Annotated in this window: 16 protein-coding genes and 1 other annotated feature; of the genes, 9 read left to right on the forward strand and 7 right to left on the reverse strand. The window is 37.6% G+C overall.

Features of this window, described 5'->3' with window-relative positions; translation table 11 throughout:
- The first annotated feature begins 118 nt into the window (after positions 1–118).
- On the forward strand, positions 119–1,651 hold the full coding sequence (locus HWQ49_RS04930) for an AbgT family transporter (protein ID WP_188206437.1): 1,533 nt from the start codon (positions 119–121) through the stop codon (positions 1,649–1,651).
- Between the two features lie 121 nt (positions 1,652–1,772).
- Here HWQ49_RS04930 and HWQ49_RS04935 read toward each other — a convergent pair whose 3' ends face one another.
- Complete coding sequence (locus tag HWQ49_RS04935) at positions 1,773–3,218, reverse strand: UDP-N-acetylmuramoyl-L-alanyl-D-glutamate--2,6-diaminopimelate ligase (RefSeq protein ID WP_188206438.1); 1,446 nt, start codon at positions 3,216–3,218, stop codon at positions 1,773–1,775.
- Positions 3,219–3,487: 269 nt separating this feature from the next.
- On the opposite strand from HWQ49_RS04935, the gene HWQ49_RS04940 reads away from it, so the two are divergent.
- Both HWQ49_RS04940 and HWQ49_RS04945 read left to right on the forward strand, forming a co-directional pair.
- A complete protein-coding gene (locus HWQ49_RS04940; RefSeq protein ID WP_188206439.1) occupies positions 3,488–4,144 on the forward strand; it encodes a peroxiredoxin in 657 nt (218 codons plus the stop codon).
- Between the two features lie 133 nt (positions 4,145–4,277).
- The gene (locus tag HWQ49_RS04945) at positions 4,278–7,076 is read left to right on the forward strand and encodes a UPF0182 family membrane protein (RefSeq protein ID WP_188206440.1); all 2,799 of its coding nucleotides are present in this window, start codon (positions 4,278–4,280) and stop codon (positions 7,074–7,076) included.
- A 65-nt stretch (positions 7,077–7,141) separates the two neighbouring features.
- Here the strand turns inward: HWQ49_RS04945 and HWQ49_RS04950 are convergent, their stop codons facing one another.
- Both HWQ49_RS04950 and tyrS read right to left on the reverse strand, forming a co-directional pair.
- Entirely contained in the window at positions 7,142–8,692 is a 1,551-nt protein-coding gene (locus HWQ49_RS04950) for a glutathione ABC transporter substrate-binding protein (RefSeq protein ID WP_188206441.1), read from the reverse strand.
- Between the two features lie 289 nt (positions 8,693–8,981).
- On the reverse strand, positions 8,982–10,250 hold the full coding sequence (gene tyrS, locus HWQ49_RS04955) for a tyrosine--tRNA ligase (protein ID WP_188206442.1): 1,269 nt from the start codon (positions 10,248–10,250) through the stop codon (positions 8,982–8,984).
- A gap of 62 nt (positions 10,251–10,312) precedes the next feature.
- Positions 10,313–10,525, reverse strand: a binding site (T-box leader).
- 128 nt (positions 10,526–10,653) lie between these two features.
- Between tyrS and HWQ49_RS04960 the strand changes: the two genes are divergently transcribed.
- The 5 genes from HWQ49_RS04960 to hpaB all read left to right on the forward strand — a co-directional run bounded on the left by HWQ49_RS04960 (position 10,654) and on the right by hpaB (position 17,824).
- Positions 10,654–13,668 (forward strand): transglycosylase domain-containing protein, encoded by a 3,015-nt coding sequence (locus HWQ49_RS04960; protein ID WP_188206443.1) that lies wholly within the window; start codon positions 10,654–10,656, stop codon positions 13,666–13,668.
- 110 nt (positions 13,669–13,778) lie between these two features.
- Positions 13,779–14,417: a GNAT family N-acetyltransferase gene (locus HWQ49_RS04965; protein ID WP_188206444.1), complete on the forward strand. Its 639-nt coding sequence runs from the start codon at positions 13,779–13,781 to the stop codon at positions 14,415–14,417.
- 16 nt (positions 14,418–14,433) lie between these two features.
- Complete coding sequence (locus HWQ49_RS04970) at positions 14,434–15,081, forward strand: acetoin utilization AcuB family protein (RefSeq protein WP_188206445.1); 648 nt, start codon at positions 14,434–14,436, stop codon at positions 15,079–15,081.
- Positions 15,078–16,244 carry an acetoin utilization protein AcuC gene (locus HWQ49_RS04975; RefSeq protein WP_188206446.1) on the forward strand — a complete coding sequence of 389 codons (1,167 nt, stop codon included), beginning with the start codon at positions 15,078–15,080 and terminating at the stop codon, positions 16,242–16,244. Before HWQ49_RS04970 ends, HWQ49_RS04975 begins: the two co-directional genes overlap by 4 nt.
- A 140-nt stretch (positions 16,245–16,384) precedes the next feature.
- Positions 16,385–17,824: a 4-hydroxyphenylacetate 3-monooxygenase, oxygenase component gene (gene hpaB / locus HWQ49_RS04980; protein ID WP_188206447.1), complete on the forward strand. Its 1,440-nt coding sequence runs from the start codon at positions 16,385–16,387 to the stop codon at positions 17,822–17,824.
- Positions 17,825–18,168: 344 nt separating this feature from the next.
- Here hpaB and motS read toward each other — a convergent pair whose 3' ends face one another.
- The 4 genes from motS to HWQ49_RS05000 all read right to left on the reverse strand — a co-directional run bounded on the left by motS (position 18,169) and on the right by HWQ49_RS05000 (position 21,996).
- Positions 18,169–18,945: a flagellar motor protein MotS gene (motS, locus tag HWQ49_RS04985; protein ID WP_188206448.1), complete on the reverse strand. Its 777-nt coding sequence runs from the start codon at positions 18,943–18,945 to the stop codon at positions 18,169–18,171.
- The gene (motP, locus tag HWQ49_RS04990) at positions 18,935–19,750 is read right to left on the reverse strand and encodes a flagellar motor protein MotP (protein ID WP_188206449.1); all 816 of its coding nucleotides are present in this window, start codon (positions 19,748–19,750) and stop codon (positions 18,935–18,937) included. Before motP ends, motS begins: the two co-directional genes overlap by 11 nt.
- A gap of 47 nt (positions 19,751–19,797) precedes the next feature.
- Positions 19,798–20,799 (reverse strand): catabolite control protein A, encoded by a 1,002-nt coding sequence (gene ccpA / locus HWQ49_RS04995; protein WP_188206450.1) that lies wholly within the window; start codon positions 20,797–20,799, stop codon positions 19,798–19,800.
- A 138-nt stretch (positions 20,800–20,937) separates the two neighbouring features.
- Complete coding sequence (locus HWQ49_RS05000; RefSeq protein ID WP_188206451.1) at positions 20,938–21,996, reverse strand: bifunctional 3-deoxy-7-phosphoheptulonate synthase/chorismate mutase; 1,059 nt, start codon at positions 21,994–21,996, stop codon at positions 20,938–20,940.
- A gap of 281 nt (positions 21,997–22,277) precedes the next feature.
- On the opposite strand from HWQ49_RS05000, the gene pilM reads away from it, so the two are divergent.
- Positions 22,278–24,422, forward strand: coding sequence for a cell division protein FtsA (gene pilM / locus HWQ49_RS05005; protein ID WP_188206452.1), 2,145 nt, complete (start codon positions 22,278–22,280; stop codon positions 24,420–24,422).
- The last annotated feature ends 39 nt before the right edge of the window (positions 24,423–24,461 follow it).

Below are 24,461 nucleotides of genomic sequence, written 5' to 3' on the forward strand. Positions count from 1 at the left end.
GAGGGTGTTTTTTTTTGGTAAATTTTTCGGTTCCCTGTTGTTCCGTATGATTTTTCCATATTGGATAAAGTTAATTTTATATAACCTATTTATAACTCAGGTTGTAGAAAGGGGATTTATGGTGAAAGAGAAAAACAACGGGTTTTTTCAACGCTTCCTAAACGTCATTGAACGTACAGGTAATAAACTTCCCCATCCCGTTACGTTATTTGCAATACTCGCTGTATTAGCCGTTATAGCTTCTGCTGTTTTTTCAAGTATAGGGATCCGTGTTGAACACCCAGGTGAAGAAGGAGAAATCGTAGAAGTTACCAATTTATTAAGTACTGATGGAATAAGGTATTTATTCGAAAATATGGTTGAGAATTTTATCGGATTTGCTCCTTTAGGTGTCGTCTTGGCAACTATGTTCGGGATTGGAATCGCTGAAAGATCCGGATTAATTAGTGCCTGTTTACGCGGGTTTGTCATGTCTGTTCCAAAACGATTAATTACAGCAGGCCTTGTATTTGCTGCGATTATGTCTAGTGTAGCTTCTGATGCAGGTTATGTTGTTTTACCACCACTAGGAGCAGCGATCTTTGCAGCTATAGGTCGTCACCCACTTGCTGGACTAGCTGCGGCCTTTGCTGGTGTTTCTGCAGGATTTAGTGCCAACTTACTACTATCTGCAACTGATCCAATGCTTGCAGAAATCACTATTTCCGCAACCACGATCATCGATGGGGAATATGCAGAAACCATGAACGTCGCGATGAACTGGTACTTTATCATCGTTTCGGTATTCTTACTAACCTTTATTGGTTCCTGGGTAACCGAAAAGATTGTTGAACCTCGCCTTGGCGAATATAAAGGTGAATACCGTGAATCAATGAGTGGTTTAGATACTATAGAGAAAAAGGGATTAAAATGGGCCGGAGTATCTTTACTGATCACAGTAGTAGCGATTACCTTACTAGTTGCTCCACCAAACGCACCTTTAAGGGCAGATGATGGTGGAATTATTCAATCACCGTTTATGTCATCGTTAGTTCCGATTATTTTAATCTTCTTTTTCGTCCCTGGACTATTTTATGGGATTGCAACCAAGGCAATTAAAAATGACAAAGATGTAGCAGACCAGCTATCAGATACGATGGCAGCGATGGGGATGTTTATCGTTCTAGCCTTTACTGCTGGTCAATTTGTTGCCTATTTTGGAGAATCTAACATGGGAATGGTTTTAGGTGTCTATGGTGCCGAATTTTTAGAAGCTGCAAATTTAAAAGGGGTACCGTTAATTATCGCTTTTATATTAGTTGCTGGTTTTATCAACTTATTTATAGGGAGTGCCTCTGCAAAATGGGCCATGATTGCACCAGTTTTCGTGCCAATCATGATGCAATTAGGCTATTCCCCTGAACTTACACAAATGGCTTATCGTATCGCCGATTCTGCCACTAACATTATTACACCATTAATGACTTACTTTGCTATGATTATTGCATTTGCACAAAAATATGATAAAAAAACAGAAATCGGAACACTTATTGCGGTTATGTTTCCGTATTCAATTGCCTTTTTAATATCTTGGACGCTGATGTTAATCGTATGGATGTTATTTGGAATCGACTTAGGTCCAGGTTCACCAATTTTGTATGACCCTAACTAATCAAGCAAAGCTAGACCCATTTAGCATAGTAAATATAAAAACGCTCCTGTGGGAAAACGAAGCCACTTAGACCCCACAGAGAGCGTTTTTATGAATGAATAAGCTAGATACAAGTCCTGTTCTAAATATTTTCTGGCATGATTGTTTCTCGATCAGACATTGTTCCTAATTCATAAGCCTGTTGATAAGCTTCATGCCCTCTTCCAGTGATGATGACCCAATCACCTGGCCGGCACATGTCAATTGCTTTTTGTATCGCCAAAGTACGGTCGGGCACAACTTCACCTTTCCCTCGCCCATGACTTAGGTTAAGTTCACTTAACTCCTTTAACATCTCTTCAAATGAAACGGAATTAAGATCATCCATCGTTAATATATAAAAATCACTAATTTGGCTTGATAAATTAATCATATCTCGCCTTTTTGAGCGATCACGGTTTCCTCGAAAACCAAAGACATGAATTAACCTATTCTTAGCTGCGTCTTTAGCAGTTTGTAACGAATGATAGATCGCATCTGGTGTATGCGCATAATCCAACACAACTTTTACTCCTGATGGGTGTTGTAATATTTCAAACCTACCTGGGACTCCTTTAATCGTTTTAATGGTATTAATAATTTGCTTTCGTTCACCAAGTATATTCTTAGCAACAGCATAGGCTAGTGTTGCATTATATAGGTTATGAAGACCTGGCAATGGTACTTCAATATCGATTTCCTCACCTTGTTCAGATAACGTGACTACAGGTTGATTAACCGTTTGTGTAGCTGAGATTGATATGTCTGCTAAATCCTTCCTTCCAACTGTACAGACTTTTTTATGCTGTTTATTTAAGTCGTGATACAGATTAACTCCCCACTCATCATCTACATTGACAACAGCTAACCCATCTTTTTTCATTTGATCAAATAACTTTTTTTTAGCATTAAAATAGTCATGCATATTGTCATGATAATCAAGGTGTTCATGTGTCAAGTTTGTAAAGACACACACGTCGAATTCAACACCTTCTAAACGGTGCTGAGTTAATCCATGTGATGACACTTCCATCACAATAATTTCGTCCTGACAATCTTTAAGAATTTCATATAACCTTAAAGCGCTTGGTGTGGTATTCTGACTTGGAAGACTTTCACCATTAACGGAATAGCCATTTGTTCCAATTAAAGAACAAACTTTCCCATTCTCTTCAAAAATATGTTTTAGTAATGATGTGGTCGTCGTCTTCCCATTTGTTCCTGTTACACCAATTACCTTTTTACCTTTTAAAGGGTTGCCATAAAACCTTTTAGCCAATTGACCTACTGCTTTCCTGCTATTAGGGACTTTGATATATGGCACAGGTAAATCTTCAAACTCCTGCTCACCTATAATCACAACTGCCCCTTTATCAATGGCCTGATGAATATACATATGTCCATCAACATCATACCCATTAATTGCAAAAAACAACGAACCTGCACGAGCTGTTCTTGAATCATCTGTTAGGTTATAAATGACGGTATCCTGGATGTCGCCTTGAATAGAATGATAAGGTATATCTTCAATTAAATCGATTAAATTCATGATGATTCATTCTCCTTATAAGTAAACCACGTATATATCCGTATTATATATCTCCCAAATGATTTTAAGCAATAAAATTAAGATTAATTCACACACATTTAGAGCTTTATAACCATTTTTGCCTTAATGGTTAGTGCACCCAACAACTAAAAAGCTAAATCCTTATCTAAAATAAAAATATTTCAAAAGTTTCGTCCATTATGATAGAATATTGCATATAATTAAATCATATTAAACTTATAGGAATTATAAGTTAAGGAGGTAATTGTATGACAGAACAGAATAATCAACCACTTAGTTTACCAAGAATCGGTGATCCTGCACCTGATTTCGAGGTGAGCACGACACACGGACCAAAGAAGTTATCTGACTATAAAGGGAAATGGCTAGTTTTATTTTCACACCCAGCTGATTTCACTCCAGTTTGTACAACTGAGTTCGTTGCGTTCCAGGAAATATATCCAAACCTACGCCAATTAAATACTGAGCTTCTAGGACTTAGTATTGACAGTAACCAATCACACATCGCCTGGGTAAGAAACATTGAAGAAAACTTTGGTGTAAAGATTGAATTTCCGGTTATTGCAGACCTTAATAAAGAAGTTGCTTCAAAGTATGGAATGATCCATCCAAATGAAAGTACGACTGAGGCGAATCGTGCTGTTTTTGTTATTGATGATAAGCAAGTTATTAAATCCATCATTTATTACCCATTAACAACTGGTCGGAATATGGATGAAATTGTTCGCTTAGTAGAAGCTCTACAAACGACAGCTAACCATCAAGTATCTACACCAGCTAACTGGCGCAAAGGTGATAAGGTAATTGTTCCACCACCTGCAACACAAGAAGAAGCTGATAAAAGAGCACAAGATAATCAGTATGAAGTGGTCGATTGGTACTTAACTAAAAAATCATTAGATTAATCTGTTAAAAAAATCAGGTGTGCAAAAAGTCAAAATAGTGAATGATAGTATATTCCCTATGAAGGATTTGATATAATCTTTCATAGGGATTTTTTCTCGAGTGCTTAATGTTTCTAACAAAAAGGGGGATTATATGGGGAACGAAGACGAGTTTTATGAAAAACTAAATAAAAAACAAAAACAAAACCTTCGTCGCTTTCTAAAACCGTTGAAATGGATAGGTATGATCCTTATTCCATTAGTCATTATCGGTTTATTAAGCCTCAATTGGATTACCGAATATATTTGGATGGAATCTGTAGGCTTTGAAAATGTGTTTACGACGATATTATTCAGCAGAATTACACTAGGGGTAATAGGCTTTGTTCTTTATTTCCTAGTTACTTTTACCACGTTATTTTGGATCCATCGTGCTTACATTCACTTTTTAGATCACGCGATGATTCCAAGGATCATTCTTAATAAGAAATCTGCACACACACTTATATTTTTAATCGCACTACTATTTGGAGTTATCGGAACATCTATGGTTCAAGGAATTGGTTGGGAACCTGCTCTTAAAGTTTTAAACTTCGAATCTTTTGGACAAACTGATCCTCACTTTAATCTTGATATTTCTTTCTATATTTATGTTTTACCTTTCTTAGAGTTTGTTATTAATCTACTTTTAGGTTTAACGGTTTTCATGACGATCATCGTTGGATTAGCTTACTCTGTATTTAATATGTATAGAGAAAGTCGTTTAGCACAACTTCATTTAGGAATTAGTATTGCATTAATTGGCCTATTCCTGGCAGCCAACCATTTATTAGAGCCATACGGCACACTATTAACTGACCAAGTAAATGTCTTTCAACGGAGCGTCGTTCATGGATTAAGTTATACTGATGCAGTCATAAATATTCCAAAAGCCTATGTCCTAGCAGGTATAGCCGTTATCGGGATTATTATGATTATTACAGCACTACTGCGTGGTAATTTAATTTGGATGGCTATTCCAGTAGCTCTTTATATCACGATTGCATTGGCTGGGCAATTGGTTTCTGTTGTTGTTCAGAACTATGTCGTGTCACCTAATGAATTTCAACGTGAAGCGCCCTATTTAGAACATAATTTAAACTACACGTTAGAAGCGTACGCTCTAGATAACATTACAGAACGGGAACACCCTGGCTCACAAACACTTGATGAAGATATGATTGAACGCAATCAGTTAACAATTGATAATGTTAGAATTAATGATTCACGACCTATTTTAGATGTGTATAATCAGTTACAAACAATTAGAACTTACTACCAATTCAATGATGTCGATATTGACCGTTATCATATAGACGGCGAATACCAACAAGTATTTGTTGGAACACGGGAGTTAAATACATCTGACCTACCACCCCAATCACGAACTTGGGTTAATGAAAAATTACGGTATACACACGGGTATGGTATTGCGATGAGCCATGTTAATGAAATCACTGAACAAGGACAACCAGAGTTCATTTTACAGGACCTACCTCCTCGTGGAGACATGGATATATCAAGGCCACAAATCTACTTTGGTGAAGAATCTTCCCAGAATGTAATTGTCAATACAGAAGTAGATGAATTTGATTATCCTACTGGTGACGAAAACATGACAACAAGGTTTGAAGAAGATACTGGAATCTCTCTAAGTGGTATAAATCGATTACTATTTGCCATCGATGAAAGATCACTCAGAATGTTATTTTCTGATCAACTTAATGACGAAAGCCAGTTACTAGCAACACGTAATATTATGGATCGTGTTAATCGTATTGCACCTTTCTTTGATTACGATCAAGATCCGTATGTCTTCGTAAGAGAAGATGGCTCTCTCGCATGGATGATTGATGCTTACTTAACAGCAAGTAACTATCCTTACTCTGAGCCCCATCAGGAAGACGAGAATTATATACGTAATTCTGTTAAAGTAGTGGTTGATGCTTATAGTGGAGAAGTTGACTTTTATGTAGTCGAGGAAGACGATCCTTTATTACAAACATATATAAATATTTTCCCTGAATTATTTAATACAGAAATTCCAGAGGATGTTCGAGCACATTTCAGATATCCTGTTGATTTGTTTACGATTCAGTCTAACATGTATGGAACTTATCACATGTCGAACTTAGAAGTGTTCTATAACCGTGAGGATCGCTGGGAATTTGCGACTGAACGATACTTTGATAACGACATAACGATGGATCCGTATTACATTACCATGCAACTACCTGATGAGGATTATGAAGAGTTTGTGTTAATGTCTCCATATACACCAAGAAATAGACAAAACATGATTGCATGGATGGGAGCACGAAACGATGGAGATAATTATGGCGAATTAGTTGTTTACCGCTTCCCAAAACAAGAGAATATATACGGACCACAACAAATCGAAAACAGAATTAATCAAGACAGTCGAATATCTCAAGAGTTAAACCTATGGTCACAAGGTGGATCACAAGTGATTCGGGGTAACCTATTAACCATCCCAATAGAGGATACGGTTATGTATGTTGAACCGATTTATATCGAGTCTTCAAATGCTACTTCACTTCCAGAAGTCAAACAGGTTGTTGTGGCATATGGTGATTATATCGTGATGGAGGCAACGTTCGAAGAGTCACTTGAACAAATCTTAGCCTTAATCGAAGCTGGAGTACCTGGAAATATGCCAGATATTGATGATGAGGAGTTAGGTGATGAAATCGGTGATATTGGGGATAATCTTGAACCAGATGATGACTCAGACACTGAACAGCCTGACTTACCTATTCTAAACGCTGAAGAAACCTTACAAGAAGTATCTGACTTGTTTAATGAATACCAACAAGCTCTTTCAAGTGGCGACTGGGAACGTGCCGGTCAAATCATGAATGAAATTGAACAACAGTTAAGTAATATAGAATAATATCTCAAAAATATAGCTGCCCCAAAAAGTCAGAACAATGACTTTTTGAGGCAGCTTTTTATATCTTACTCTTTAAAATCTATATCTCTTAAAAATGGAAAACTACTTGGGTATTGGTAAAAACCTTCAAGTTGTTCACTTAAACCAGCTAGTAAAACCGAATGGTAAAGTGGTACAATCGGAGCTTCATCAATAATTAATTGTTGAGCTTCATGATATAGTTGTAGTCTTTCCTCGTCATCAGTTGATTGACGTGCGTCTTCTAATAATTGATCAACTTCATCATTTTTGAAGAATGAGCGATTTCCTGGGGCGCCTACATTTTCTGAATGGAACATAGGATATAAGCCATAGTCAGCATCTAACGTAACTGTTCCCCAGCTTCCTACTAGCATATCATGTTCGCCTTGACCAGTTAATTCCAGGTAAGCACCTTGTTCCACTTGCTCAATTTCAACATCTATACCAATCTCTGCAAGCTCTGATTGGATGTAGACACCTGTATCAGCTGTTGTTCGATCGTAGACATAGATATCGGCTGAGAATCCATCTTCATATCCTGCTTCCTGAAGCAATTGTTTTGCCTCTTCTTTATTATGTTCGATAGGGTCAACTTCCCCACTATAACCGAATACAGTCGGTGCTAATGGTCCAATTGCTGGTAATGGAATTCCTTCAAGTAAACCATCAATTAACCCTTCTTTATCTATCGCCATACTTATAGCTCTTCTAACGCGATCATCGTCAAAAGGTTCACGCTCTACATTAAACCCAAGATATGACATACTTGCACTTTCTGATTGCTTTACGTAAATATCTTCTTGTTCATCAATCATATCTACATCGCTAGCATTTACTGGATAGATTAAATCGGCTTCACCTGTTTGTAACTCTGCAATTCTTGTACTATCCTCTGGAACTTCTTTAAACACAATAGAGTCTACCTTCGCCTCTTCTCCCCAATAATCTTCATTCTTGACGAGTTCAATATAGTCACCAGACTCGCGCTCTTCAAACTTAAAATATCCAGTTCCTACAGGATTTTGATTGACTTCTGTTAACGGTTCATTTCCTTCTTCCATCGCCTGGTAATCCGCTTCAATGGACTCTGGGCTGATGATATGACCACCTGGATGCGCTAGGTGTGCAGGAAGGGCAGAGAAAGGATAATCAGTATGAATATGTACAGTATATTCATCTACTACTTCTACGTCACTAATCATATCGAATAGAAAAGCTAGTGGTGATCCTACCTCCGGATCCAGAACTCGGTCTAAGTTAGCTTTAACTACTTCAGCATTAAGCTCATTTCCATCGTGGAAAGTTACACCTTCTCTAATCTTTGCTTCCCAAACTGTATCCTCAATCGGTTCTAAGCTTTCTGCTAGTCCTGGTTCAATTTCTAGATCCGTATTCATTTGAACTAACGTATCATAAATATTAGTCATAACATAAAGTGAGTTTCCATCATTAGCTGCATGAGGATCTAAAGAAGTCGGTAATGAACCAAGGTCAACATCCAGCTCCTTTGAATCGTCAACTTCTTCACTGTCGGCACAAGCAGTTAATAAAATAGAAAGAGTGACGACTAATAACCCTAACATGATTTTTTTCATAATTTTCACCTCTTAGATGTTTTTAAGAAGGCTAAGATGTAAAAGTGTCTTATCGATAAAGACGAACATTAGGCAGGTGGTATTTGAACCAGTCCGTTCGGAATTCCTTTAGCAAAAACACCTATGTATCAGCCTTCTTTAGTTTAGTAACCTATCAAATCATAATATAAAAGTCATTATTAAGTCAATAAATCCGATGAGTTTTATAAGGTATAAGTGTTTTGAAAAAGGGATGCTCTAATAGTCAGCATAATTGACTATTAGAGCATCCCCTACTTAGATTTAAATTTTATACATGACGAATTAAGAAATATTTTTTCTTTCCACGACGAATAACAGTAAACGAATCATCAATTCTATCTTTTTCATCAACAACATATTGCAGGTCCTGTTGACGTTCATCATTAATATAAATAGCACCATTCTTAATATCTTCTCTAGCTTGTCGTTTTGATGATGAAATATTCGCTTCTACTAATAAGTCGATTAACCCTTTTTCTGATTCTTCTAGAGCAAATGAAGGAACATCTTTAAAGCCAACTTCAATTTCTTCTTTGGTCAGACTCTTAATGTCTCCATTAAATAAAGCCTCTGTGATTCTTATAGCCTGATTTAAAGCTTCTTCACCATGAACCAACTTTGTCATTTCTTCTGCTAGTCGACGCTGAGCTTTACGTTGTTCTGGTCTATCTTGAACTTCCTGCTCTAGCTTAGCGATTTCTTCAAGTGGCAAAAATGTAAAGGACTTTAAGAACTTAATCACATCACGGTCATCTGTGTTAATCCAAAATTGATAGAATTCATATGGACTAGTCTTTTTCTCGTCTAACCATACAGCGCCACCCGCTGTTTTACCAAATTTCGAGCCATCCGCTTTAGTTATTAGTGGAACAGTCAGGCCAAATGCTTTAGCCTCTTCTCCTTCTTGACTAGATCGACGAATTAATTCTAGGCCAGCTGTAATATTCCCCCATTGGTCACTACCACCAATTTGTAGAGTACAATTTTCTTTCTGATATAAATTTAAAAAGTCTAGTGATTGCAGTAACATATAAGTGAATTCTGTATAAGAAATACCATGCTCAATACGAGTCTCTACGGATTCTTTAGCCAGCATGTAATTAACACTAAAATGTTTACCAACATCTCGTAATAAATCAATTACAGACATCTTAGATAGCCAGTCAAAGTTATTAACGACCATAGCTCCTTTCTCATGGTCATTAAAATCAATAAAGTTCGATAATTGATCTTTAATATTTTGACTCCATTCTTGAACAACAGAAGCTTCATTCAACTGACGTTCTTCATTACGTCCACTGGGGTCACCAATTAACCCAGTACCTCCACCAACCAATGCAATTGGTCGATGCCCTGCATCTTGGAATCGTTTTAACATCAAAACAGGTAGTAAATGCCCAATGTGTAAACTATCAGCAGTTGGATCAAAGCCACAGTATAATGCGACTTGATTTTCATCCAAATGTTTCTCAAGACCTTCTTCATCAGTTATTTGGTTCACTAAACCTCGGTCCCATAATTCTTGTAATAAACTCATGCCTTTTTCCTCCTATAGGTTGTTATTGATGTTTTAATACATATAAAAAAGCCCCTCATCCACATAGGGACGAGGGACTCGCGTTACCACCCTAGTTGTAGCTCATTTCTTGCTACCACTTCATTACGTTAACGATTTTTCAACCGTTCTCTATTTATTACAGCAGAGAATGCTCCAAGCCGTAATTCGTCCTATGTCTTGCACTGATTCGCACCAACCACCAGCTCTCTTTAGCATTGAGACATATTCCTACTTCAACTCTTCCAAGCATCTAAATATTTAATTGGATATGATCTATTTTTAGCATGATTCCAGAAAAAATGCAACTATTTAATGACTTATAAAAGATATGACTATGACTTAGATTATGCTATAATATATTCGACATTTAGGAGGTTCGGAAATGAGTGAAAATGGTTCAAATAAAAATAAATTTCTAGCATTTTTTCAAAGGGGGAAGTTCCCAAAGTATACTAGAATTTCATTAGATGTAACTTGGAACATTACTCTATTCTTTCTTGTGCTTGGCCTTGTTACTGTCTTTTTTATGGGTGGTGTAGGGGCAGGATACTTTGCTTCACTTGTACAAGGGGTCACAATCGATGATAAAGATGAAATGGAGCAGCTTATTTATAATTATGAAGAGACTTCCGAAGTTTATTTTGCTGACAACGTTCGCTTGGGTGAACTTCGAAGTGACATTCATCGCGAAGAGGTAGCATTAGAAGACGTCTCTGATGTTTTAATTGATGCGATTATTGCTACAGAAGATGAGTACTTTGATGAACACCCAGGGATCGTACCAAAAGCAGTTATGCGTGCATTGTTTCAAGAGTTTGCCGGTTCTTCTAGTCAAACTGGGGGCAGTACGTTAACTCAACAGTTAGTAAAAAACCAAATCTTAACGAGCGAGGTTTCCTTCGAACGTAAGGCTGAAGAAATTATGATCGCCTTACGATTAGAGAACTTCTTTGAAAAAGATGAAATTCTATCAGCTTATTTAAATGTTATTCCATTTGGCAGAGATTCCTCGGGACGTAATATTGCTGGAATTCAAGCCGCAGCGGAAGGTTTATTCGATGTAGACGCAAGTGAATTAAACTTGCCCCAAGCTGCCTATATCGCAGGCCTCCCACAAAGCCCATATGCTTACACCCCTTTTGAATCAGGAGGGAATTTACGTTCTGAAGAAGCAATTGAACGTGGTATTTATCGAATGCAAGTTGTACTAAATAGAATGCTTTCTGCAGATAAAATCACGGAAGAGGAATATGAAGAAGCTATCAATTATGACGTCGTTGCCAATCTAACTGATAAAAAAGAATCGATTAGATCAGAGTATCCTTACTTAAATGATGAAGTGGAACGTCGGGCCAGAGACATACTAGCCAAACAATTAGCAGAAGATGAAGGCGAATTAGAGGAGTACGAGAACAACTCCGATACCGAGAGTTATTATAAAGAGTTAGCTGAGCGAGAATTAAGATATAGTGGTTTAGAGATTCATACCACTATCGATAAAGAAATATACGACCGTTTCCAAGAAGTCACTTCCGAGTACCAATATTTTGAGCCCACTCGGTACGTCACGGTAACAGATTCTGAAACTGGTGAGTCTAGAAATGTCGAAGTACCTGTTGAAACTGGTGCGATGCTTATGGAAAATCAAACAGGTAGGATCATTGCATTTGTAGGTGGTCGTGATTTTGAACGAAATGAAATTAATTATGCAACTTGGAACTATACATCAAATGGTAGTGCGATGAAACCTTTACTTGGTTACGCCCCAGCTATTGAATTGGGCTTGATTCAACCAGGTTCACCTATACCAGACGTCATTGTTTCTTATCCTAATGACGGTGAGGAAGACGGGTACACACCGACGAACTACAACCCACTTCAAGAAAAAGGAATTATTAGTGCTAGAGAAGCACTATATGATTCAGATAACGTACCAGCTATTAGATTAATGGGCGATGTCTTAGATCAAGGAGAAAATCCAAAAAGTTATTTAAGAGAAATGGGCTTTGACCATTTAAGTAACGAAAATACGTATCGTCCAGATATCCTTGGTACAGAAGATTCAACTGTTGAAGAAAATACAAATGCCTATGCGACATTTGCAAATGGTGGAGAATTTGTAGAAGGTTATATGATTGAACGTATATTAGATCGTGATGGAAATGTTATCTATCAGCATGAACCTGAAATAGTCGAAGTGTTCTCTGCACAAACGGCCTATCTCACTATTGACATCCTTCGTGACACGGTTGAATCAGGTACAGCAACAAGTCTGAACTATAATCTAGATCAACCTAACGTTGATTGGGCAGGAAAAACAGGTACTTCACAAGAGTGGAGAGATGCATGGTTCATTGGCTCCAATCCAAATGTCACTTTAGGTTCCTGGATTGGATATAGAAGTTTGGAGTATACTCAAGGCGACCTAACATTAAACTGTTCAAACTGTACGCATAACCATAGTAACCGAAACTTAACATTCTGGGCTCAACTGGCAAACGTCGCAACTGAGATTAACCCAGAGCTGATGGCCCCTGAAGGATTTCATGAAAGTCCAGGTGGCCTTGTTACCCGGAGTTATTGCGAGGTATCAGGCGACTTACCAAGTGATGCATGTAATGAACTAGGGCTTGTTTCAACTGATTTATTCAATATTGATGATGTTCCGACCGATGAAGATGAAAGTGTTGTCTCAGGTCAATATGTTGAAATAGAGGATGAAGTCTATGAAGCCGTTGAAGGGACACCAGAGGAATTTACACAAGAAGGATACTTTATTAGACATGAATTCATTGAAGACAAAGGTTGGGACAATATAGAGGATTTAAGTAAATTAATTCCAGATAATGATTCATGGTCGAATTTATTTGTCATTGAAAACGAGGAACCCGAAGATGAAGGTCAACCTGAAACACCACAAAATGTCACCATTAGCAGTGGTACATTAAGCTGGAGTGAAGTTAGTGGTCAGGTAATTGGCTATAGAATTTATGCTGCTGATTCTGAGGAAGATGAATATGAGTTGGTTGATCATACCACTGAAACATCTTTCGACTTACCAACCGAAAATCGACTTTACGCCGTACAAGCAGTTAGTCTATTCGGACATGAATCCGACTTATCTGACCCTGCTACCTATGGAACCATTGAAGTTCCAGATGAGGAAGATGATGAAGAAGACTCTGATGAGCGTGATGATAATCGTGGTGAAGATGAGGATGAATCTGACCCAAATGATGATAGAAACAACTCTGACGAAGAAGATGAAAATGAAGATGAAGATGTTGTTGATGATGAAGAAGAAAATGAAGACGAAGATGAACATGAAGCAGATGACGAAAACGATGAAACTGATGACGAAGATGATGATGAACAAGACATCCCATTTCTTGACTAGTTTATTAAAAGCTACTGATTTATTCAAAATCAGTGGCTTTTTTGTATATAAGTCCTACAATTACCATGTTATAATTTAACTATATATGATGGATTTTAGGTGGTGTCGGATTGAAACATCCAAAAACATATCATCAAAAGGAATTAAATAAGCATGGAAAGAGTGTTATTGTAGAAGGGCCTATATCGTCTGAAGAATTAGAAAGCTATTACTTTGATCAACATTTAACAGCATTTCGCCCTCCACAAAAACAATTTGAAGCTGTCAAGTCTATTGCAGACTTTGAAGAAGGCCGAATTATCATCGCCCGTGATCAAGATAAAATCGTTGGCTATGCAACTTATTTACACCCTGACCCATTAGAAAGATGGTCTCATATCAAGATGGATGATTTAATTGAATTAGGTGCCATCGAAGTCTCAAATGATTACCGTGGCATGAAAGTTGGCTCAACCATCCTAGAAGTATCCATGATGGATAAACAAATGGAGAATTATATCATTATAACCACTGAGTATTACTGGCATTGGGATATGAAATCAACTGGACTAAACGTTTGGGAGTATCGAAAAATAATGGAGAAAATGATGGGAAAAGGTGGATTAAAACCTATGTCCACAGATGATCCCGAAATCGTGTCACACCCCGCTAATTGTTTATTAGTTAGGATTGGGGATCACGTACCCAAGTCTTCAATTGAGAAGTTTGATTCAATGCGTTTTATGGGAAGAAAAGATCTTTGGATTTAATTGAGAGGTGAAAGACATGTTAGTCGAAGAAATTATGACCTCAGAAGTAATAACTCTAAATGCTACTCATAAAATTGAGGAAGCAGTTGAGCTGCTAAATAAACACCGAATTCGTCACATCCCAGTCGTCAATGATGACTCCCATGTGATAGGAATTTTATCAGACCGTGATGTTCGGGATGCAGCTCCTTCAATTTTAGAAGAAGAACAAAATCTCGATATCCTTCAAAATGATGTATCTACCATCATGACAACACCTGTAATTACCGTACATCCACTAGATTTCATCGAAGATATTGCCTCTATTTTTTATGAACACGAAATTGCCTGTGTACCTGTAACCCAAAACAATGAATTAATTGGAATTGTTACTGAAAAAGATTTACTATACCGACTCATCCAACTAACAGGTATACACGAACAAAGCTCACAAATTGAAATTAAGGTTCAACATAAAGTAGGCGTTTTACCTGATGTGACTAGGATTATTAGTGAGCGAAATACGAATATTTCATCTGTATTTATTTACCCCTATCAAGATAGTTTTAAAGAGAAAATTATAGTCCTACGTGTTCAAACGATGAATCCAATGCCTCTGATCGATGAATTGAAACAACATGGTTATGAAGTGATATGGCCAAATATACCGGGGTTATCAAAATGATGAGTAGAGCTGCCTTCGTCTATTCCGATAATTTTAAGAACTATAAATTTCGTGATGATCATCCATTTAACCAAAAGCGTGTTGAATTAACTTATGATCTACTAATGAAAAGTGATGCTTTAAATAATAAACAAGTACTCTCACCACGGATCGCTTCTGAGGATGAAATTGGACTTGTTCATGATCGTAAATATATCGAGGCAGTCCAATTAGCAAGTCGAGACCAATTGAAAGAAGAAGAAGGGTTAGAGTTTGGTATAGGAACAGAGGATACACCGATGTTTTCACAAATGCATGAAGCTGCAGCTCAGCTCGTCGGTGGGACATTGACAGCAGTTGATGCCGTTTTAAGTGGCGATTACATACATGCTGTTAATTTTGGTGGTGGTCTGCACCACGGCTTTAAAAGAAAAGCCTCAGGGTTTTGCATTTATAATGATGCAGCCATAGCCATACAATATATTCGGAGTAAATATGATTATCGCGTTCTATACGTCGATACAGATGCTCACCATGGTGACGGGGTACAGTGGATTTTTTATGATGACCCAAATGTCTGTACACTATCAATTCACGAAACAGGAAGATATTTGTTTCCGGGTACCGGAAATGTCAATGAGCGAGGACAAAATGAAGGTTACGGAACCTCTTTTAACGTTCCTATCGATGCTTTTACCGAAGACGAATCCTTTCTTGAAGTTTATAGAACATCTCTACGAGCAATTGCAAACCATTTTAAACCTGATATTATTGTTACGCAAAACGGGGCAGATGCCCATGCGTTTGATCCACTAACCCACTTATGTTGCACGATGAAAGTGTATGAGGAAATTCCTAAATTAGCCCATGAAATTGCTCACGAATTTTGTGATGGAAAATGGGTTGCCTTAGGTGGTGGTGGTTATGATATCTGGAGAGTCGTTCCCCGTGCATGGGCACAAGTTTGGGAAGTAGCCAATAATGGTAACATCCTTACCGGTAACCTTTCAAAGGATTGGTTAAACACGTGGCAACAAGAAAGCCCAGTTAACTTACCGTCTACATGGCAAGACCCTGATAACCTATATAAGCCAATTCCACGGAAGGAAGAAATCACCGAAAAAAACCGGTTATTACTTCATAAGCTATTAACACCCATAATTAACGAGCAAAAATATTCATAATTTATTATTGAGTCTGGGCTATTCTCGTTTGGTACCAGACTCTTTTTTATACATCAAGGTTCATATTTCATTATAAGTCTCATAATTTTTAAAGCGAGTTAAAATTTTCTACAAAACCTGTTTAGGAGAGGTGAATTGAGTTGGGCGTGATAACAGGGGCAGATTATATTCGGCGAATTGATCAATTAAATCCTGACGTCTGGGTTGATGGTCATCAAATAGATGGAAAAATATCAGAGCACCCTGCATTTAAAGGCGTTATGAATAGTCAGGCTAAACTCTATGACATACAACATCAAGAAGCAATCAAAGATACCATGACCTACATATCACCTGAAACTAATGACCGAGTAGGTATTTCCTTTTTAATCCCCAAAACAAAAGAAGATCTTATCCTAAGACGTTCAATGACCCAAGAATGGGCTAAAACCAGCGCTGGCATGATGGGACGTAGCCCTGATTATATGAATACGATCCTCACATCCTTTGCGGCATCTAAACATCTTCTTGAAGGGCAAAAAAATTGCTTTCCTAACAATTTGTATTCCTTTTACAAAAAGGCAAGAGAGGAAGACTTGACTTTTACCCATACTTTTATAAATCCTCAAGTTAATCGAAGTCGTTTCAAAATAATAGAGAATACTGATGACATTATTGCCGCTAAGATTGTGGATAGAAATCAAGAAGGGATTGTCGTTAAAGGAGCTAAACTTCTTGCTACACAAGGAGGAATGACGGATGAAATTTTAATCTATTCAACTCCTGGTGTCATCGATTCCTCTTATTCATACTCATTTTCAATTCCGAGTAATACAAAAGGGTTAAAATTCATATGCCGTGAGCCTTTTTGTCATAAAGACTCTACCTTTGATTTTCCGTTAAGTTCTCAATTTGAAGAACCAGACAGTATTGTAGTACTTGATGAAGTACTAGTACCATGGGAACGAGTTTTTTACTATGATAATGTTGAAATCGCTGACCAATTTAAAAGGAAAGGTGCATATACTCAGTTAACCTTACACCAAGTTGTTTCTCGACAGGTCGTGAAAATGGAGTTTGTTCTAGGTGTCGCCCAATTAATTGTAGATACGATTAATACGAGTGATTATGAGCATGTTCCGTGTAAAATTTCAGAAATTATTGTTGCGTTAGAAACGATGAAGGCTTTTTTGATTTCATCTGAAGAGAAAGCGACTAAAGATGAGCATGGCGTTATGCTACCTAGTATTAACCCTTTATTTGCAGCTATTAATACATTTTCCAAAGTTTATCCTAGAATGACAGAAATATTAGAGCTATTGGGGGCAAGTGGAATGGTATTAATTCCAACAGAAAACGATTTCAAATCCGATATAAGAGATGACTTGGACCAGTACTTACAAGCGAACTATAGAGATGCGATTAGTAGAGTAAAACTCTTTAGGCTCGCTCGGGATATATGTATGAGTGCATTCGGTACAAGGCAAACTCTCTATGAACGCTTTTTCTTTGGCGACCCTATGAGATTGTCAAATCAATTATATACAGATTACGATCGTGAACACTTAAAGCAACGTGTAGAAGAATTATTTTTGAAATAGTTTAACATGTATAAAGAAGAATGATGAATGAATAGAGCTTTTTAAAAAAAGGCTCTGTTAAAGTCCGTTGTTGTTATGGTGATTCGCATCCGGTGGACGCTTTCCGTGGGCACGGCTTCAGCTAACTTGGGAAGAAAAGCGTTTCCCAAGTGGATCTTCAGCTCGTGCTGTTCCCACAGGAGTCGCCACCTTCGCTCCCACCATACAACAACTAAGCGAAAATCTTCTTATTATCAACACTAAACTTTAACAGAGCCTAAAAAAAAGAGAGAAATAATCTACTAAAATAAACCCAGCAGCGTATTCATAAGTAATTCGCTAACTGGGTTTATTTGTGATCAATTTTATCGACGTTCATAATTCAACTCAAGAATTATAATTTCGACTCTTCTATTCTTTTGTCGGTTTTCTGCCGAATCATTTTCAGCAACAGGACGATATTCTCCATAACCTGTCGCCTTAAAACGTGTCGGATCTAAACCTTGCTCCTCCACAAAGTAACGGAGAACGCTACTAGCTCGAGCAGTCGATAATTCCCAGTTTGATGGGTATCGGTAACTATTCATCGGGACATCATCGGTATGCCCCTCAACGTTGATGTCATTTGGAATATTATCCAGCAAAACAGCTACTTTATCTAGAAACGGCAAGAAGTCATCTATTAAACTAGCTCGGCCTGATTCAAATAGTACCCGCTCCTCTAAAACGAGGACAATCCCACGCTCTGTTCTGGTTGCAGAAACAACATCATTTAGTTCGTGTTCATCCAAGTAATCTTGTATTTCATCATGTAACTCTTCTAAGTTCTCCTGGTCTTCAGCAATTTCCTCTGCTAATTCCTCGTCACTTAAATCTGCATAATCCTCTTCATCAAGTAATCCCCCGTTATCCTCTTGATCTTCATGATCAGTAGGGTTCTCCAACGGTACTGCTGATGGAAGAAAGTCAAAAATCACATTATCACGATAAGACTCTGCAACGGCATTGAATTTAACCGCATCAATTTGTGACATGGAAAAGAGTAAAATAAAAAATACTAAAATCAAGGTAACCATATCCGAGTAAGTAACCATCCATACGGGAGCTGATCGTTTAGGTTGTGTTCTCTTTTTACGCTTCATTTTGCGTCTCCCCTACTAGCTCCTCTTGTTGTTTTTCTTTTAAGTCTTCATTTGATAGAAAAGCACTGAGTTTTTCTTCAAGGATTTTAGGGTTTTGTCCAGACTGAACACCGATGACCCCTTCAACAATCACCTGCTTCATAAACACTTCTTCTTCAGTTCTGATGACTAGTTTTCCTGCAATAGGTAAGAAAACTAAATTAGCTAAAACCATCCCATAAAATGTCGTTAATAAAGCAACAGCCATACTTGGTCCAATCGTTTCGGGATTATCTAAGTAATTTAACATGAGGATTAAACCAATTAACGTACCAATCATCCCCCAGGCAGGTGCATACTCACCAGCCTTTTCAACAATCGCTCGACCTCGTTGATGACGTTCTTCCATTGCGGCAATTTCAGCATTCATGATATCGTTAATCACTTCCGGCTCAATCCCGTCAATAGCCAAATATATACCCTTCTTTATAAAGTTATCTTCCATTTCTTCAACTTCATTCTCCAAGGATAACAATCCCTCACGGCGTGCCTTTTCTGATAAAGATATAAATAATTGAATAAGTTCCCTTAGGTTATGATGATCTTTCTTAAAAGCTTCACGAAAAACTTTAAAACACAATTTCATTTCATTAGAATTAAAGTTCACTAATAAGGCTCCAGTTAGTCCTCCAAGTACAACAACGATTGAACTAACTTGAACAAACGAACTTACTCCTGATAAACCATCATTAAAAAATATACCAAATAAAATCATGGTGGAACCTAGTGCGATTCCAATCGGTGTTAACAAATCTCTCTTTTTCATTCCTTCTCACCCTATTTCTATAAACCTGTCTAATCTATATATCGACATTATTTTTCTTTTGTTGAGTTCCGATTTATAATTCGGTGAGGTAAGGTTACCTGTTCTTGTTCGATCGACTCGCCTCTTAGTAACTTAGTTAACAAACGCATTGAAACAGCACCAATGTCATACATAGGTTGGACAACTGTTGTTAAAGTAGGGCGAACCATAGTCGCCAATCTCGTATTATCAAAACCGATAACTGAAAGATCTTCTGGTATTCGAATCCCCTGGTCTTGCGCACCATGAATGACCCCTAATGCCATTTCATCTGATGAAGCGATAATAGCTTTTGGGGGTTCTACTAAGTTAAGAAAATGTTTAACTGCATCCATTCCAGACTGATAACTTTCATCACCTGCATAGATCATTGTCTCATCAAGTTCGAGGTTATGTTCCTTTAATCCTTCTAAATATCCTTGCTTTTTCATCTCGTTAATTTGAGCGTTCAATGGTGCCGTTACAAAGCCGATTGATTCGATTTCTTGATTAACCAATTCGGCAACCGCATCTTGCATGGCTTGCTGATAATTAATATTGACAGATGGTAGGACATTAGATTGATCAACCGTAGCTGCTAAAATAACGGGTACACTCGCCCGTTCAAATGCCTCGATATGTTCATCAGTAACTGAGGACCCCATAAATATAACGCCATCAACTTGTTTTTCAAGCATATTGTCTAATAAATCGAGTTCCTTCGTTTGCTGTTGGTCTGAACTGCTTAAAATAATGTGGTACTTATACATGGTGGCAATGTCTTCTATACCTCTAGCTAACTCAGCAAAGAACAAGTTAGAAATATCAGGGATAATTACTCCTACAGAAGTTGTCTTTCGACTCGCTAATCCTCGTGCAACTGCATTCGGCCTAAAACCTAATTCATTAATGGCATCTAATACTTTTTGACGGGTTGTTGGTTTAACATTTGTATTCCCATTTATGACTCGTGAAACGGTTGCCATAGATACATTTGCTTTTCTAGCAACATCATATATTGTTACTCCCATATTCTCGACTCCTTATTTTAAGTTGGTTATTGTTTGATCATATTGTAAGCATATGCCAATATTCTATGTGCTGCAATAGTCTTGGGCTCCACATTAGCTTAAATTCACCACAAACAGTAATCTATTTAATGATTAATATTAAAGATTCAAAGCTTCCATAAATTGTTCAAAGGTGGGTATGTCCATTTGTTGCTGTGAATCAGATAAAGCGACTGCAGGGTCAGGATGGACTTCAGCCATAATCCCATCTGCTCCAATAGCTAGAGCTGCTTTGGCAGCTGGTAATAACAAATCTCTTCTTCCCGTTGAATGAGTAACATCGACCATCACAGGCAAGTGTGTTTCTTGTTTTAATACAGGAACAGCTGTTATATCTAGCGTATTACGAGTTGCTGTTTCATACGTTCTAATACCACGTTCACATAAGATGATATCTCCATTCCCCTGCGAAATGATATACTCAGCTGCATTCATAAACTCGTTAATGGTAGCGGCTAGACCTCTTTTTAATAAGATCGGCTTTTCAGATCGACCTGCTTCTTTTAACAACTCAAAGTTTTGCATATTACGGGCACCGATTTGAATAACGTCCAGATATTGATGAGCCACTTCGATATCTTTCGGGTTCACGATCTCGCTAACTACTTTTAAATCATGTTGGTCCCCCACCTGACGAAGAATCTTCAAACCCTCTACACCTAACCCTTGAAAGTCGTAAGGCGACGTTCTAGGTTTAAAAGCTCCACCACGTAAAAGATTAATTCCCTGTTTCTTTACAGCTTGAGCAACTTCATCAACTTGTTGATACGACTCAATTGAACATGGGCCTACAACCAATTGTTGATGGCCGTTACCCACATCAACATTGTCAATAGAAACAACCGTATCAGTCGGCTTCTTCTTGCGTGAAACTAACAATGTTTTACGATAATCATCCTCTTGTAATTCCTTGGCTGCTTTAAAAATCTCTTTAAATAAATGCTCAATCGTTGAATATTCAAAGGGACCTTGATGTTTTTCAATAATGTGATCCAACATCTCTCTTTCCCTAACTGGGTCATATGCTTTCATCCCTTGTGATTTTTTAATATCACCTATTTGTTTTACTAATTTTCCTCTTTCATTGATTAATTCTAATATTTTTATATTCACATTATCTAACTCATCTCTTAATTGATCCAAATCATAACTACTCATCTTATACGCCTCCTAGTTTATATGAAACTATATTTATGGTACATTATCTTTAATGAAGACTGTTTCCACATAGTTATTGTCGCCACCCTGGAAAACTGAACACACTTCACTTTTTCAGGGGGGATTTAGTATATCAATCACATTTACATAGTTTAGTCCTTTAATGCAATCATCTACCTTAACCTATAATTATAACGAACGATTAGGAAATTGTCATTAAGTCTATGTAAGAACCACCATATCTCTTATTGAGAACCACAAAATGTCGAGGTGAAAGGAACATGACTGATCAATTATTCGCACTGGATATAGGAACAAGAAGCATTGTCGGGATTATTTTACGAAAAGCTGATGATCATTACCAAGTTATTGATATGGTGGCCAAAGAGCACCGTGAGCGTTCCATGTTAGATGGTCAAATTCATAATGTGTTAGCTGTTTCTAAATTGATTCAAGAGGTAAAAGAAGAGCTCGAATGCAAACACGGTTCCCTAACCCATGTATGTGTAGCTGCTGCCGGTCGCGCACTTAAAACTAAAACTTCCACAGTTGAGGTTGATATTGCCACTCAGCCCCTTATGAATGAGGATGACATCTTTCACTTAGAGTTAGCTGCAGTACAAGAAGCTCAGTATCAATTAGCCGAAGAAGAACAAGGGGACTCAAGTACCCAGTATTATTGTGTTGGGTATTCTGTTTTACATTATTATTTAGATGACCAAAAAATTGGCTCTTTAATCGACCAACAAGGGGAAACAGCTAAAGTTGATATTATTGCCACATTTCTACCTAAAGTGGTGGTTGAATCTTTACTTTCGGCATTACAACGAGCTGACTTAGAGATGGAAGCTTTAACACTTGAGCCAATTGCGGCCATTCAAGTATTGATTCCTCCTTCTATGCGCCGATTAAATGTCGCGTTAGTCGATATTGGTGCCGGCACAAGTGACATCGCGATTACCAATAAGGGAACAGTTACAGCTTATGGAATGGTGCCTAAAGCTGGAGATGAGATCACTGAAGCCATTAGCGAACAGTATCTACTAGATTTTCACCAAGCTGAAGAAGCTAAAAAACAACTGGTCAGGGATTATTCAATGGAAATAGAGGACATTTTAGGTTTCAAATCTGAAGTTACTATTGAACAAGTCACAGAAGACATCCGTGATTCTATTGACCAACTGGCAGAAGCAATATGTAAAAAGATACTCCACCTCAATAACCAATCACCAAAAGCTGTTATGTTAGTAGGGGGTGGTAGCTTAACTCCTAATCTAACATCAAGTATTGCAACCAAATTACAGCTACCTGATCAACGCGTCGCTGTTAGGGGGATTGATGCGATTCAAGGGTTAAAAGGGCATGACCAACTTCCGATGAGCCCTGAGTTCGTAACTCCAATTGGGATCGCCATCGCAGCTAAGAAGAGCCCCGTCCACTATATAAGCGTGGAGGTTAATGACCGGATGGTTAGATTATTTGATGTCAAACAATTAACGATTGGGGACTGCTTATTAGCTGCAGGTTTGGAACTCAAAAAATTATATGGTAAACCAGGAATGGCCATGATGGTTTATTTTAATAGTAGAAAAATCACTCTTCCTGGCACATACGGAAAAGCACCAACCATTAAAGTGAATGGTAAGGCTGCCTCCATCCAAGACCCAATCAAACACGGAGATAAAATAGAAGTGATCCCAGGAATTGATGGTGAAACACCAAGCTATACAGTTAAAGATGTAGTTGGGGAACAACAAGGTAAAACGATTTGGGTAATCGATCAAAAAGTACAAGCTGATTCATTAATTAAAGTTAATGATCAACCAACCCATCTAGACCATCAGCTATTAGATGGAGATCACATTTCCTGGTCAAATGTAGTTACTGTTAGAAGCTTTCTAGAAAATAACGGATTTCAGCATGTGATCGAGCAAATGAAGCCTTTTGAAATAACATATAATAATCAGCCACTAACCATCTTCCAACAACAAGTTGATTTAACACTTAATGATCAGAAAACAACGTTAGATCAAACATTAGAAGATGGAGATCAATTATCATATCAACTTTTCCGTTATATTACACTAGATCAACTAGCTGAACGCTTAGACCTTGTTCTTTATACAAACCTAACAATATTTTTCAATAACCAACCTGTTGACATAACGAAGTGGTCTTATGATATTAAGCGAAACGGACAATCTCTTAATCCTGATGACATCATCTATCCAAATGATGATATTAAAATCAAGCCAAAAGACAGCGAACCATTTATCTTTCAGGATATCTTTAGGTTTGTCGAGTTTGATTTAGATGAGGTTAAGGGGAAACGATTTAAACTTTATCGCAATGACGAAGAGGTTGGTTTCTCGGCCCCCATTCAAGAGGGAGATCAACTAAAAATTGCTTGGATCAGTCATGTTTAGTAAATGTTAACCAATGATTAATCTTATGTAAGTGATTTT

The sequence above is a fragment of the Alkalibacillus aidingensis genome (genome assembly GCF_014595945.1).
In the GTDB taxonomy this organism is placed as follows: domain Bacteria; phylum Bacillota; class Bacilli; order Bacillales; family Alkalibacillaceae; genus Alkalibacillus; species Alkalibacillus aidingensis.

What these genes read in the sequence shown, in the direction of transcription:
- HWQ49_RS04930 (WP_188206437.1), top strand. Translation starts at nt 119, where the DNA reads ATGGTGAAAGAGAAAAACAACGGGTTTTTTCAACGCTTCCTAAACGTC.
- HWQ49_RS04935 (WP_188206438.1), bottom strand. Translation starts at nt 3,218, where the DNA reads ATGAATTTAATCGATTTAATTGAAGATATACCTTATCATTCTATTCAA.
- HWQ49_RS04940 (WP_188206439.1), top strand. Translation starts at nt 3,488, where the DNA reads ATGACAGAACAGAATAATCAACCACTTAGTTTACCAAGAATCGGTGAT.
- HWQ49_RS04945 (WP_188206440.1), top strand. Translation starts at nt 4,278, where the DNA reads ATGGGGAACGAAGACGAGTTTTATGAAAAACTAAATAAAAAACAAAAA.
- HWQ49_RS04950 (WP_188206441.1), bottom strand. Translation starts at nt 8,692, where the DNA reads ATGAAAAAAATCATGTTAGGGTTATTAGTCGTCACTCTTTCTATTTTA.
- tyrS (WP_188206442.1), bottom strand. Translation starts at nt 10,250, where the DNA reads ATGAGTTTATTACAAGAATTATGGGACCGAGGTTTAGTGAACCAAATA.
- HWQ49_RS04960 (WP_188206443.1), top strand. Translation starts at nt 10,654, where the DNA reads ATGAGTGAAAATGGTTCAAATAAAAATAAATTTCTAGCATTTTTTCAA.
- HWQ49_RS04970 (WP_188206445.1), top strand. Translation starts at nt 14,434, where the DNA reads ATGTTAGTCGAAGAAATTATGACCTCAGAAGTAATAACTCTAAATGCT.
- HWQ49_RS04975 (WP_188206446.1), top strand. Translation starts at nt 15,078, where the DNA reads ATGATGAGTAGAGCTGCCTTCGTCTATTCCGATAATTTTAAGAACTAT.
- motS (WP_188206448.1), bottom strand. Translation starts at nt 18,945, where the DNA reads ATGAAGCGTAAAAAGAGAACACAACCTAAACGATCAGCTCCCGTATGG.
- motP (WP_188206449.1), bottom strand. Translation starts at nt 19,750, where the DNA reads ATGAAAAAGAGAGATTTGTTAACACCGATTGGAATCGCACTAGGTTCC.
- ccpA (WP_188206450.1), bottom strand. Translation starts at nt 20,799, where the DNA reads ATGGGAGTAACAATATATGATGTTGCTAGAAAAGCAAATGTATCTATG.
- HWQ49_RS05000 (WP_188206451.1), bottom strand. Translation starts at nt 21,996, where the DNA reads ATGAGTAGTTATGATTTGGATCAATTAAGAGATGAGTTAGATAATGTG.
- pilM (WP_188206452.1), top strand. Translation starts at nt 22,278, where the DNA reads ATGACTGATCAATTATTCGCACTGGATATAGGAACAAGAAGCATTGTC.